Genomic DNA, 13,233 nt, shown 5'->3' on the forward strand with positions numbered 1-13,233 from the left:
ATGAGTTCAAATGAATTTGGGAAACATCTGAAAACTGCAAGAGAGAGCAAAAAAATGACCTTAGAAGTTCTTGGAACTAAAGTTAATCTGTCGAAATCCTATTTATCCCATATTGAAAACGGAAGACGTGAACCTCCATCGCCCGAAATACTTCGGAAGCTCGCAGAAGCGTTAGGAATCAGTTATGAGGAATTAATGATCAAAGCAGGTTACTGGAACGAAAGGCATACATCAGAGGATAAAATATTGTTCGAGGAAATTAATAATGAACGATGGAAGGACTTCGAGCGAACAACTGAAGTATTGAAAGCATTATCCGATGATGATGGCTATTTTCCCGACTATTTGCATGATGACATTTTCAGAATATTTGGGGGGCATCTGCTTCTAAGTGAAGGAAACGACTCAGCTCATGATTTTAATAAGTTCTACGAAGACGAATATCTGAAAAGACCTGATTACTACGTTGATGAAGGATTAAATGACGAGATATGCGAAAGGTTTAACCGTGTTTATAACTACACCGCCATCAAAAACGCTTTGCCCAAATATAGAGGTGAAAAGGACTTCCTTGGAGAGTTAATATCCATAGCAGATAAGCACGGAATAGTTATTGGTGAAAAGAAAACCAACTTTACAATAATTGATTTGTCAGAGGCGCTTCCCGATCGGTCGATCATAATTCGCTTCAACAATAGGCTGATTTCACAAAAGAGCAGGCATAAGTTAATGGGATATCTAGAGGCTTTGTCAACTATTGACGAGATAATAGGAGACGATTCTCAATGATCACCAACGCATATTGGACATACTGCAGACTCTCTTCCCTGATAAGAAAGCAGGTTCCTAAAATGGAGAACGAAGAGGGGTATGGGGGGTACAATCGTGTCCCTGATCTTGATTGTTATTAGGTACATGATCGTGTCCCTGTTCGCTAAATATAATGAGTTGTTTTACTTCGGAAACGAACTTTTGCACTTCCGAAATTCGGAACCCGCAAGGTTGTCGTCAATTTGACGTGAATCTTAAAATTCTCTTAAATCATACCCTAAGCAATTTGCGTATGGTTTACCAATTTCAACAAGGAGGATTGCATTGTGAATGGACGTAGACCAATAAAAGAAACAGACCGTGTGTATACGTTTGAGGGCTCAAATGGAATGATCGAGATAGTAGCAGTTAAACGAGAAAATTCCACCGCGCTCTCTGACCTATACGACACCATAGCCGAAATAATGATAAAGCAAGCCATGGAGCGAATTTGAGGTTGTCATCAAATTGAGGGAAGCCTTTGAAGTTCCGTAACTTACGACATCGTGCGGTCTTATTGGTCGGTCTTTTTTGAGCAACCAATACAAAGTCCAAACAAAAGTCCGAACACGAACAGTATTCGGGTTCAGGGAGAAAACTGATGTAGGTCGATAAAAATCCCGATTAAGAAAAAAGGTGACTACATGACGAAGACAAAAAAGAAGCGCTATACCCTTAATTTCATACTGGTAGAAGATCGCTCAGTTGAGATACTCAGAAGTCTAGCTCGAGAGGCTATAAATAAAGTTCTCGCAAAGCACGGGGTTGTTTCCCACAATCTCGAGGAAGTGTTGGATAAATATATCAGGTAACCAACATGTTGAAGTACATGGGCGGGCTGTGAGCCGTTCTGAGAGGTTTTGAGGCGTTAAAATCGCAAAGGAATAATAATACATGGGTAGCTAATCTGATGGTTCAAAATCACGAGAAAAGGAGGCTCTATTCATGGCCAGTATGCAAAAGCGTGGGGAAAATTCTTGGTTCTTTGTTGTCAACGTCGGATATCGCCCGGATGGAACAAGAGACCGGAGAACCAAAACGCTTAGGGTTGAGGATCCCGCTATTCTTAAATCCCCTAGAAAACTTAGAGAACATTTAAATGATGAACTAACTAAGTTCAAAATGGAAGTGGAATCCGGGGAGTACATCAATCCGGAAAAGATGACATTCTCAAGTTTTGTAGAAATCTGGACTAAGAAGTTTGTTCAGAAAAACCTTGAAGAGACGACAGCTTATAATTACTCATATCAGGTAGAAAAACGTATGATCCCTTATTTTGGGGAGGTTCAATTGGACAAGATTAAAACCCTGCACATTACGGACTACATGGATAAGCTTGCCGAAACAGTCGGCGAGTCTTCACAGGTGTATAATTTCAGAATCCTAAGAAGCATATTCTCTAAGGCCGTGGCCTGGAAAGTCCTTAAGACAAATCCTATGGATGGGGTAGACAAACCTAAAGAGCAGCCGAAAGAGATGGATTATTACAACGAAAAAGAAGTTGCTCAGCTTCTTAATGCCATTGAAGACGAGGAACCGAGCTTCAGGGTGCAGGTGTTACTGGCGCTTACGACCGGCATGCGCCGTGGGGAGCTGCTGGGCTTAGAATGGAAGCACATCGACCTGGAACAAGGCATAATCGATATTAAACAGACGATACCGATGTATAAAGATGGAGAGCCGGTTATCAAAGGGCCGAAACGCTCGAGCTCATTCAGAAAGATTGTAATCCCCTCTTCTGTCGTCGATGAATTGAAGCAATATCAAAAGCATATGGCCAGGGAGCGATCAAACTCAAAAGCGCCCTGGGAAGGCGGCGATCACTATTTTCTTTTTGCCGGAGAAACAGGCCGGCCGCTGTATCCTAAAACCCTTGGCGATCGGTGGCGGGCATTCCATCAAAAAAATCCTGAACTGAAATACATTCGATTTCACGATCTACGTCATACCTCTGCCACTTTGTTAATAAGCCAGGGGGTTCACGCAAAGATCATTTCTAGCCGGTTGGGGCATTCTAAGATCGGAACAACAATGAATGTTTACGGTCACGTAATCGAATCAGCCGATCGGGCCGCGGCCGAGACATTCAACGATCTTCTCGCCCCAAAACAGCTAGATATTAAAGTTCAATCTTAATTGCCAGTTGATGACCAATTGATGACCAAATCCACAAAAACACCCAATAACGTCCTATCACCTACATTGCTGAATCCCTTATATATCAAGGTATCTCTTGGTTCTCAACAATCGCCAAATATTCAATTTTGACATCTCCCATGATGGGCGTCCCGCGAGGGGCGCCCGGACAAAAGCCTTCGTAGCGTAGAATTCTACGAGGGCTTTTGTCCTTTTTTTGTGGATTGGGAACGTCAAAACCTTGGATGACCCTACAAAAAAAGTCCGAAGTTATTATTCGGACTCTTATCGGGCTCTAGGCTGCTTCCGAGTCCAATAGCTGCACTCTAAAGTCGCCGGACCCTGGCATAACGTGAAATTTCAAACGCTGATCTCCAGAAATATAATGATACTCGTTTGAACCTGCTTCCGCAGGATCACCTAAGACGACCATGCTCTGTTCCAGTACATCCTTTTTGAATTCCCCCAAAGCAATATAATGAATCGTATCGATAGCATATTCGGCTACTAGCTCCAAATTATTATCCAGATACCATATACATACTTTTGAATTGACCTCAAAACTTTCGTCCGGTTCACCCAAAACGGAAATAGCCTCGCTTATATTCATGCCAAGCGTTATGCCATGAATATAAAATAAATGATCTTTTTGTAACGATCTGCAGTAGATTGTTTAATACCTTTGCTTCGATTACCCTCTGCAGCCTGCATAAGTACAGAAAGGGATTGTTGTTCAAGGGAATCACTACTTGCAGCGATGCGTTGATTCTAGGCTGGTATGTAAGTGTTCTTGTAATAATCGGGGTAATTGGCGCTAGCAAGCACGAACTCCTCTTTAGTTATGTCGAACTCGTAAACATCGTCCCAGCTTAACGTTGGTGCATGGCTATACTCAGGAAAATCCAAACTGTATGTAATGATAAATTCATTGGTACTGTTATGATCTATGTCTAAGGCTTGAGGCTCTGTGATATTGCTTACGACTATATTATTGACCTTGCCTTCTTTACCGTAAGTAATGGCGAAATCACCTTGCCCATTATTGTCGTTGTATGCGGCAAATGAAGTGTCAAGAATCCCTTCCTTGACCGCTTCAGGTGTAGGAATGTGATTAGCAACGTCCGTTATTTCCTGCTGAATTTTCATAGGAAAAGTAAAATTGGTAGCGACAAACAATAATCCGCCGGGCAATGCCCGGCGGACCTGCGTTACTTAAACTTCAGCTGCAAGATTAGATCCAAGCGCGGGAAACGATAACCAACAGAATGAACAGTACGAGTATTACCCCAGTTGAAGTCCACAGTCCTGCTCCTCCAATTTCGCCCATAGGGATACCTCCTTTGCCTCTGAATAATATAAATATATTCATAGGCGTGATAGGAGGTTTGGGCAAGCTGTAAAACTGTATGCTTATCCTGCATCCGGCTTGTTGAACAATCCTCTGCGGTACATGATCGTAATTAATCGGTAGAAATCATAGCTGCCTTGCTCGGGAGACTGGATTAGCGGATGCTTCTTGTCGTAATTTACGGCGGCCTTTATCGCTTCTTTGGCCCAATCCGGCGTCTTCAAATTGGCCCGCTTCTCAAGCTCTGCGATACGATTCGCCTGCTGCTCTACCGTCTGTTTGAGTGCTTCAAACTGCTTTTTCTCCTCTACCGTCATCGGCTCCTCCCCCCCTTCTGCGTCATAATGGTTCAAAGCGTATTTGTCAATCAGTGCAATCAGCTTGTTCGCGTAATTCGGGTCAGTGGCATAACCTGCTGCCGCAACGTAGCGGGCAGCCTCTTTGCCTGGGCGGCGGAGAACCTGCTGATAACGTTGGTTCAACAGCAGTCTGGTATGGTCGGCAACGGACTCTTCCCATGATTTGTATTTCCGAAAGGCTGCCTGGACCGTATAAGGGACCCCTGCGCGATATTCAGTCGTAGGCAGGGTGATACTCCCCGCAGAACCTGTCCCTTTCATTCCAAACAGATTGTTTGCCCGTACGGCCAGCGCGCTCGTTCCCCAATTCGATTCGAGAATCGCCTGGGCGATGGTCAGCGCTGCCGATACACCGCTGCCGCGCCAATCCCTGAGCGCCGCAGGGGCGATTTTTGCGATAAATTCCTCAGGATTCATGCGGATCCCACCCTTGCTATACTATAGAAAAGTTTTCTTCCTACAGTACATGATGCTGCAAAGAGGAGCGCTTGGACATCGCGGCCTATTTTACTCCATAACCCGGTCAGGGTCGGCTGCTTTTTCAATTTTATGTTCGATTCTCGTGTCGCTGCCGAGATAGTATTTCTCCACAGGCAAAAGCTGCTCATCCAGCGAATAGACGAGCGGAGTTCCTGTCGGAATGTTAACCTGCATGATCTCAGCCGCGCTCAGGTTGTCCAAATATTTGACGAGCGCCCGCAAACTGTTCCCGTGAGCCGCGATAATCACTCTTTTGCCTGCCAGAATTTGCGGTTTGATCTCGCGCAGCCAATAATCTTCTACCCGCACAATTGTCTCCTTCAGGCTCTCCGTTACTGGAATGAACTGGTCGGGCACATCCTTATATTTCGGGTCATTTCGCGGATATCTCTCATCATCTTTGGTCAATGCGGGAGGAAGCACATCATAGCTTCTGCGCCATAGCTGGACCTGCTGCTCCCCGTATTTCTGAGCGGTCGTCAGCTTGCTGAGGCCTTGCAGCGCACCATAATGCCGTTCGTTTAGCTGCCATGTTTTATAAGTAGGAATCCACAGCAAATTCATCTCATCCTGAATAAAATACAACGTCTTGATCGCCCTTCTCAAATAAGAGGTGTATGCAATATCAAAATCGAATTTATGTTCTTTCAGCAGCTTCCCCGCCTCTTTAGCTTCATCGACCCCTTTGCTCGACAAGTCCACGTCCGTCCAGCCGGTAAATAAATTTGATTTATTCCACTCGCTCTCGCCATGCCGTACAAGCACAAGCCTATGCATGGTCTATCTCTCCTTTCCAGGTTATGTTCTACGAATATCTTTACCCTATCTGGGAAACCTAACCCTGTTTCTACTTACCATAACCTATGAGGAGGATGTACCAGCATGAATCAAAACGTAAACCATCAAATTCGTCAAATCGAACAAACCATTCAGCAATTGGAACAACAAACCCGCCAAGCCTCGGCTATGTATCAGCAGCTTCTCGAACAGGAGCAGCAAAACGCGATGCAGCTTGAAGAAATCGCCCAACGCGAGCGTAAAACTGCTCAAACGATTCAGTCTGCACTGCAAGGTCATCAAACGGCAATGCATCAATACCAGCAAATTTCGCAGCTGGCTGGGCAGCTCGAGAACATCGTAGGTTCCGGCGTGTCCCATTTCAGTAATCCTTCCAGCTTTGGTCAATCCGGAATCGGCCAACGTTCCATCGGCGGACAGAGCTTTGGCCAGCCTAGCTTCGGACAGCAGAGCTTTGGTCAGCATAACTACGGACAGCAAAGCTACGGGCAGCAAGGCAGCTTCGGTCAAGGAAACTTCAGTTCATCCCCCTCCGGTTCTTCCATGGGCCAAATCGGACAATCGGGACAAGGGCAAGGCTCCCAAACGCGCAGCTACCAATAATAATAAGACTCAAAAAGGCAGATCAAGAAATCTTGATCTGCCTTTTTATATTCTTTCTCCCGCCTGCTGTCTCACCAACTACAGCTGCATACCTTTCGTGGTATAATTGGAAAATAATCTTACCAACGGAGGAGAACATGAAATTTCTAATTCTCATCATTCTTTCCTGGCTGACAGGAAATGTATTCCTTTCTTTGCTTATATTTCTGGTCATTTTGTACTTTCTGGACAGGCGCTTCGTCGGCATTTTCCCCAGCTTCACCAAGCCGTTTCGCAGATCGCGCCAAATTGCCCGCTTGAAGCAGCAGCTAGCTGTTAACGCCTTCGACGTCTCCTCAAAACGGGAGCTGGCCCGGCTTCTGCTGGATCAAAGAAAGTTCGAAGAAGCCTATAACCTTCTTCAAGAAGCCAAGTCTTCATCCGAATCCTCAGCAGAGTTCTGGAGTGATTTAGGCGAGGCCCAGTTGGGAATGGGCCAATTGGAAGAAGGAGAACAGCATGTTCTTCAGGCTCTATCCATCAATGAACGCGTCAAATACGGGCAGCCCTACCTTAGCTTGGCCTTCGCCTTCCGCGAGAAGAACCCGGAAAAAGCGCTGCAGTACGCCAAGCAGTTCGGCGAGCATTACTCCTCTTCCAGTGAAGCGTATTATTTGCTAGGCAGCCTATACCAATCCTTGAACCGGACGGAAGAAGCCAAGCGTTCCTGGGAGGAAGCGATCGCGATTTACCGGTCCCTGCCCAGATACAAAAAACGCGACGAACGGAAATGGGTCTGGAGAAGCTATTTTAAAAATCTGACCCGATAATCAAAATGTCCTGAACCTCAGTTTATACTTTTCAATAGCTTCTTTACGTGAAAAAGGCATACACGGATTTTCGCCCATGTATGCCTCCTATTTGTTCCCCCAATTACATGAAATCTTCTTCGTTCTCTTCCGTCTCGTAGGTGCAGCGAAAATATTCCGGTCCTCCGGGATACTTCGTAAATCCGGTCACCTGAAAGCCGATACTGCGGAAGAAATCAGCGCTGTCCTCATCGGTCTCTGCCAAAACGACAGCAGGCCGTTCAAGCACCATAGCATCGAGAATGATCCCCCGGCCGTACCCCATTCCCCGGTCCTCCGGATGAACGGCGAGATGCAGCAGCTCCAGCACGCCGTTGTCTTCGCTGCGGTAGCCGATGATGCCGATGTACTGTTCTTCTTCTTCTTCGTAAGCAAGCAGCTTGAAATCGCTGTCCGCTGCATACTGCTTCACCGCTTGGCTCAGCTCTTCCTCATCGCCATGAACCGCATATTCAAGCAGCTCCCGAACTTCTTCGCTGGCGATTCGCGGTTTAACGTCTATAAGCATGCCAGGCACCATCCTTCCTACTTCTCAATAATCTCCGTGCGTCCGTCGTCATAGCCAATGATGACCGTGCTGGCGATGCCCACAAACAAGCCGTGCTCTACGACCCCGGTCGTTGCCTTTAGCTCATCGCTCAGCTTGCCCGGCGATTCGATCTTGCCGAAAGCCGCATCGGCGATATAGTTGCCGTTATCCGTAACATAAAGCTTGTCGCCGTTCATCCGCATTTCAATCGGCACATTATAACGGCTCTGCAGCAGGCGAAGTGTCCATTCGTAACAAAAAGGCACGATTTCAATCGGCAGCTTGAATTGCCCCAGGTGCTCCACTCTCTTATTGCTGTCGGCAATAACGACGAACCGGTCGCTTTGAAGCGCTACCAGTTTCTCCCTCAGCAAAGCGCCGCCGCCACCCTTAATAAGAGCCATATCCGGGTCTGCTTCGTCCGCGCCGTCAATCGCGATATCTAACCGGTCAACTTCGGCCGCAGGAATAAGCGGAATATTATATTTAGCAGCGAGTTCTTCCGAAGCTTTGGATGTAGCGATCGCCCGGATGCTAAGCCCGGCTGCAACCATTTCGCCGATTTTCTCGATCGCGTAATATGCCGTCGATCCCGTTCCGAGTCCAACCGTCATCCCTTCCTTTACCAATTCTGCTGCACGGTAGCCCGCCGCTTGTTTTGCATTCATGGTTACCCCTCCTGATCATGTCCCTGTCTATGATATAGCCTGTTCGATAAAAATCACGATTACATCATACCAAACTATGAGGCAAAAAAGAACAGCAAGTCCATGATGTGAACCTGCTGTTCTGCAATAAAAGTTCTTAGTTCTCGATCGCGGCTTGGATGCCGGAAAAAGAAGCATCTTCGACCTCTTTTCCGTTGACGAACACCGTCGGCGTTCCACTCACCTGATAATGCTCGACGATCATGAGGTCTTTTTTGACATTGGCGCTGTATGTACGGTTGTCCAAATCCTGCTCGAATTTCTCAATGTCCGCTTCGGGAATATAAGTGCGTACCAAATCGAGAATGAACGACTTCGTTGCCCAAATGTCGTCCTTTTTTCCTTGCAGCTCGCTCATCTTCGCATGATACGTCCAAAAATATGTTTGGTTCTGCTGATACAGCGTCTCACCAGCTAATGCTGCGAGATTGGAGTCCGGCGCCAAAAAAGGATAATCGATCGTATACAATACAGCTTTGCCCGTATCCAAGTATTCCTGCTTCAGCTCCGGAAGAACCTCCTCATTCCATCTTTTGCAAGCCGGGCACTTGTAGTCAGAAAATTCAACAATCACCACAGGAGCGTTCCTGTCGCCGATGTAGGGCTGCTCTGCTTCATTAAACCCAGTTGGGCTAAACTTAACCGAAACCTGATCGAAATCAGGAAACTCCGTTGTCGGTCTGCTATCCTTCAAGCTAGTGAAGATTACTATGGCTACGGCCAGCAGAGCTATTGCACCAAGCGTTACAAAGCCAAGCTGCCGATTGTTCTTCTTCATCACTATTCCCCCTCGCATTATCATCGAATAATCTTGGATTGTTCGATTGTACAAGGATTGTACACAGCTTGACGAGGCGGATATATGATAATTCTAACAATATATAAGTCTATTTATTGATATTATGTGAATATTTTGCACTTTAAGGCTGGTGTGCGGGACGAGGTGCTTTTTTCATTTTGCCTTGTTCATTATCTGTTTCTGGCTTGACCAGTGTCAGCAGCAGAATCACCGCCACAAGCGACACGCCCGCGATCACAAAGAACAGCGTCATATGCCCTGCTTTTATGAGCAGCGATACGATCGGCGGCCCTAATGAAACACCGATGAAACGCATGCTACCATAGATAGACGTAATTGTGCCGCGCAGGGGCTTCTCTATCCCTTCCGTAATGAGAGCATCGGAGCTCGGAAGAACTATGCCGATGCCCGCGCCGCACACGATCAGACAAGCGATAACAAAATAAATATTGTTAAAAAAGCCAATGCCAAAAAGAGCACCTGTGGACAAAACCAATCCTACAACCCCGCACCACTTCATCAACGTCTTGTCATTGCCGATTTTTTTCCCCGTAAAGTAGGCGGCAAGGCACAGCGCAGCAAGCGGGATCGCCAGCACCAGCCCCTTTAATACCCCCTCCAGCCTATGCTTGGTCTCAAGCTGCTCAGATAGGTAGAAGAGCACGCCAAACACCAGGAACATACAAATACAGCCGATGGCAAAAATAGCGTAAAGCCAGCGCCCCTTCTCATGGAACAGCTTCTTCACCGTCTTCAAGAATTCGCCAATGGGCTTGGCCTCTTCCTTCCGTTCCGGTTCCTTAACCAGAAAAATTACGAGCAGCAGGGAAGCAAAGCACAATACAGGAATCGCCAAAAACGGCACATACCAAATCCAGGCGCCAAGCAACGCCCCCAGAATCGGACTGAGCACTTTGCCAAACGTATTGGAGGTCTCGATAATTCCAAGACTATGACTGACCTGTTCGTCATCGTCAAACATATCGCCAACAAGGGGGAGAACAATGGGAAAAGCACCCGCAGCACCGATACCCTGCAGCAAGCGGCCGCCCAGAATGATCCAGTAAACCGTCGTCCCCTCCGCAAACCAACTGGCCACTCCAGATAACGCACCGCCGATACCGGCGATGACCAGGCTTGGAATGATAATCACTTTCCTGCCGAATTTGTCGGAAAGGTAGCCGGCGATTGGCACGAGCAAAATCGCGACAACCGCGTATACCGTAATGAGCATGCTGACCTGGAACGATGAAACCTGCAGCTTGCGGGAAATTTGGGGCAATATCGGAATAATCATTGAACTGCCTAAAGTCATGATCAACGGTATGGAAGCTAGGGCGAACAAATCACCTTTTTTGTTATCCATCCTTATTTGGCCACCTTTCAACACACGATATACAATGTTAGTGTGGTTGAAAAGTGAAAATATATTCGGACTGTCCTGCCTAAGCCTGGATATAGGCCGACGGGTCGCTCTCCGTAATGAATCGGCTTGGCTCGCCCGCCGAATACACATGCAGCAAATGCATCGCTCTCGTACAAGCGGTATAGAACAGTTTACGCTCTGCCTCTTTGGTGTAGTTGCGGTTCGAACCGTCATAAATGAGCACAGCGTCAAATTCCACGCCCTTTGCCAGATATGCAGGTATAACATGGATCCCCTTCTCGAACGAAAGCGTCGTTTTTTTGATTAGCTTGACGGGCAGAGCCTGGGCCAGCATTTCATGCACCTTCTCGCTCTGCTCAGCCGTTTTGCAGATGACCGCAATCGTCTCGTAACCGTCAGCACGCAAAGACAGAAGATCCCGCTTGATCTCGCGATCCATGTCCTCCAGGTTCTGAAGCACCCTTACCAGCGGCTTTTCGCCTTCGCGGTTGAAGGGAACAATTTCCTCGCCTCCAGCGATCATCTGTTTCGTAAATTCGACGATTTCGCGAGTGGACCGGTAGCTCTGCTTCAGCACGATAAGCTCGCTTTCCGCCGTGCCGTACAGATCGGTCAGCGTCGCCGACTGCTGCAGCACCGAGGCATGGGCGTAAATCGCCTGATTCAGGTCGCCGAGCGCCGTCATGCGCGCCCGCGGGAACAGCCTTTTGAGGAAGAACAGCTGAAACGGCGAATAATCCTGGGCTTCATCAATGATGACGTGACGAATGTCCGTATTGGAGTGAAAGCCAAGTACAAGTTCCTTTAAATAAAGAAATGGCGTAATATCCTCGTAGAACATTTCACCCGCCCGGATTCTGTCCACGGTCTGCCGTCCGATCTCGCGCCAATCCTCCGGCAATTGTTCCAGCCCCAGCTCAGCTGTAATTTCCGGATGATCGAACAACTGTGTATACAGCGTCGTAACGTCGACGAAACGCAATGTCTTCACCCATCTGCGCAGCGGCTTCAATCGATCGCTAACGACCATCCGCCCGAGAATTTCCTTCTCGTCTTCATAGTCGTTAAACGAAGTACCGGCTCCCCTCTGTTTCCGGCGCATTCTCTGATAGGCCCGCTGATAGTCCTCCGCATCAAGAAGCTGGATCTGCTCCTCGACCCACGGGGCGTCCAGCTGGCTTTTTCCGAATGCGGCAAGCTCCTTCAGCAGCCATTCCTTCAACAGTTCACAACGGTTCGCCAAAGTAATCGCCGGATCGTAATCATAGAATTGCCGGGCGATCTCCTCGGCATCTACGACGGTCTGGCCTTGGAAGCGGATCGGGCGGAATTTCATCCCCTTCTTCTCAAGCCATTGTTTGTAGCGGTTCACCGCATCCAGATACAGCGAGGACGATTTATAACGTATGCCGCTGATTCTGTGCCTGTAATCCTCATCCTCCGTTCCGGTCAGCACGTATTCGATTTGCACAAACGGGTCCTCCAGCTGAAACTCCCGGCCCAAACGATGCTCCAGATACTCCTGAAACGTTGTCTGCTGCATATTCTCTTCGCCGAGCTCCGGGAGCACGGTAGAGACATAGCTGTTAAACATCGGATTGGGAGAGAAAAGAATCATCTGGTCGGCGTTCAGACGCTCGCGATGCTTATACAGCAAATAAGCAACCCGCTGCAGCGCGGCCGAAGTCTTTCCGCTCCCCGCCGCTCCCTGAACGATCAGCATTCGGCTGTGATCGTTACGGATAATCCGGTTCTGCTCCTTCTGTATCGTCGCCACAATGCTCTTCATCTGCGCGTCCGAGCTTCGGCTCAGCACCTGTTGCAGCATTTCGTCGCCAATCGTTACTCCCGTATCGAACATAAGCTTAATGACTCGCCCATGAATGACGAATTGGCGTTTCAGCGACATCGTGCCTTCGATTTGCCCGGAGGGAGTCATGTAAGAAGCTGGACCCGGCACACCGTCATAATACAAATTGGAGATCGGCGCGCGCCAATCATATACGAGAAACTCTTCGTCCCCCTCCTTCAGCAGGGAGGCAATTCCTAAGTAAATCGCTTCTTCCTCGCCGCCTTTCTCAGCAAAATCGATGCGGCCGAAATATGGAGACTGCTTGAGACGCTTCATTTTTCCCAATGCTGCCGAAGCGTGAAGATGACTTCTCTCCCGGTCGGATAGAACCTGCGATTGCTGACGCAAGCTCGTCGAAGTCTCGCCAACATCATCCGCTTCACTGAAGTTGACGGTAACTTCGTCCCAGAAGTCCCGGCGCATGCCGACGACATCCTCCCGGACGACCGTCACTTCCGACTCCAGCCTGCGAATGCGCTTCTCAATTTGATCGGCAACGTATTCTACTCGCTCCTGCTCTTCCTGCCAAGCCTTATCCGTTCTATCCAAAGATGATCGCTCCTCTACATTAACTTAA

At 47.9% G+C, this 13,233-nt stretch carries 14 protein-coding genes; 4 read left to right on the forward strand and 10 right to left on the reverse strand.

The genetic code is table 11. The features are described from left to right. Positions 1–789, forward strand: coding sequence for a helix-turn-helix domain-containing protein (locus tag GNP95_RS00265; protein ID WP_196427021.1), 789 nt, complete (start codon positions 1–3; stop codon positions 787–789). 966 nt (positions 790–1,755) lie between these two features. Further along, complete coding sequence (locus GNP95_RS00270; protein WP_155608942.1) at positions 1,756–2,946, forward strand: tyrosine-type recombinase/integrase; 1,191 nt, start codon at positions 1,756–1,758, stop codon at positions 2,944–2,946. A 295-nt stretch (positions 2,947–3,241) separates the two neighbouring features. Here GNP95_RS00270 and GNP95_RS00275 read toward each other — a convergent pair whose 3' ends face one another. The 5 genes from GNP95_RS00275 to gpmA form a co-directional block, all read right to left on the reverse strand. Next, positions 3,242–3,556: a hypothetical protein gene (locus tag GNP95_RS00275; RefSeq protein ID WP_155608943.1), complete on the reverse strand. Its 315-nt coding sequence runs from the start codon at positions 3,554–3,556 to the stop codon at positions 3,242–3,244. A 158-nt stretch (positions 3,557–3,714) separates the two neighbouring features. Beyond that, positions 3,715–4,092: a hypothetical protein gene (locus tag GNP95_RS00280; RefSeq protein ID WP_196427022.1), complete on the reverse strand. Its 378-nt coding sequence runs from the start codon at positions 4,090–4,092 to the stop codon at positions 3,715–3,717. Positions 4,093–4,177: 85 nt separating this feature from the next. Further along, positions 4,178–4,273 carry a dihydroorotate dehydrogenase gene (locus GNP95_RS00285; protein ID WP_155608945.1) on the reverse strand — a complete coding sequence of 32 codons (96 nt, stop codon included), beginning with the start codon at positions 4,271–4,273 and terminating at the stop codon, positions 4,178–4,180. 83 nt (positions 4,274–4,356) lie between these two features. Then, positions 4,357–5,070: a glycoside hydrolase family 73 protein gene (locus GNP95_RS00290; protein WP_155608946.1), complete on the reverse strand. Its 714-nt coding sequence runs from the start codon at positions 5,068–5,070 to the stop codon at positions 4,357–4,359. A 90-nt stretch (positions 5,071–5,160) separates the two neighbouring features. Continuing rightward, positions 5,161–5,910 (reverse strand): 2,3-diphosphoglycerate-dependent phosphoglycerate mutase, encoded by a 750-nt coding sequence (gene gpmA, locus GNP95_RS00295; protein ID WP_155608947.1) that lies wholly within the window; start codon positions 5,908–5,910, stop codon positions 5,161–5,163. Positions 5,911–6,015: 105 nt separating this feature from the next. Between gpmA and GNP95_RS25650 the strand changes: the two genes are divergently transcribed. Further along, positions 6,016–6,534, forward strand: a complete 519-nt coding sequence (locus tag GNP95_RS25650) for a hypothetical protein (RefSeq protein ID WP_196427023.1) — start codon at positions 6,016–6,018, stop codon at positions 6,532–6,534. Positions 6,535–6,671: 137 nt separating this feature from the next. Next, the gene (locus tag GNP95_RS00305; protein ID WP_155608948.1) at positions 6,672–7,343 is read left to right on the forward strand and encodes a tetratricopeptide repeat protein; all 672 of its coding nucleotides are present in this window, start codon (positions 6,672–6,674) and stop codon (positions 7,341–7,343) included. A gap of 103 nt (positions 7,344–7,446) precedes the next feature. On the opposite strand, the gene GNP95_RS00310 is transcribed toward GNP95_RS00305, so the two are convergent. The 5 genes from GNP95_RS00310 to helD all read right to left on the reverse strand — a co-directional run bounded on the left by GNP95_RS00310 (position 7,447) and on the right by helD (position 13,205). Then, positions 7,447–7,890, reverse strand: coding sequence for a GNAT family N-acetyltransferase (locus GNP95_RS00310; RefSeq protein WP_155608949.1), 444 nt, complete (start codon positions 7,888–7,890; stop codon positions 7,447–7,449). A 17-nt stretch (positions 7,891–7,907) separates the two neighbouring features. Then, the gene (rpiA, locus tag GNP95_RS00315; protein ID WP_155608950.1) at positions 7,908–8,579 is read right to left on the reverse strand and encodes a ribose-5-phosphate isomerase RpiA; all 672 of its coding nucleotides are present in this window, start codon (positions 8,577–8,579) and stop codon (positions 7,908–7,910) included. A 136-nt stretch (positions 8,580–8,715) separates the two neighbouring features. After that, entirely contained in the window at positions 8,716–9,396 is a 681-nt protein-coding gene (locus GNP95_RS00320; RefSeq protein WP_196427024.1) for a thioredoxin domain-containing protein, read from the reverse strand. 142 nt (positions 9,397–9,538) lie between these two features. Next, positions 9,539–10,783, reverse strand: coding sequence for an MFS transporter (locus tag GNP95_RS00325; RefSeq protein ID WP_155608952.1), 1,245 nt, complete (start codon positions 10,781–10,783; stop codon positions 9,539–9,541). A gap of 79 nt (positions 10,784–10,862) precedes the next feature. Further along, positions 10,863–13,205, reverse strand: coding sequence for an RNA polymerase recycling motor HelD (helD, locus tag GNP95_RS00330; protein WP_155608953.1), 2,343 nt, complete (start codon positions 13,203–13,205; stop codon positions 10,863–10,865). Between the last annotated feature and the right edge of the window lie 28 nt (positions 13,206–13,233).

The organism is Paenibacillus woosongensis, from assembly GCF_009725165.1.
Classification (GTDB): domain Bacteria; phylum Bacillota; class Bacilli; order Paenibacillales; family Paenibacillaceae; genus Fontibacillus; species Fontibacillus woosongensis.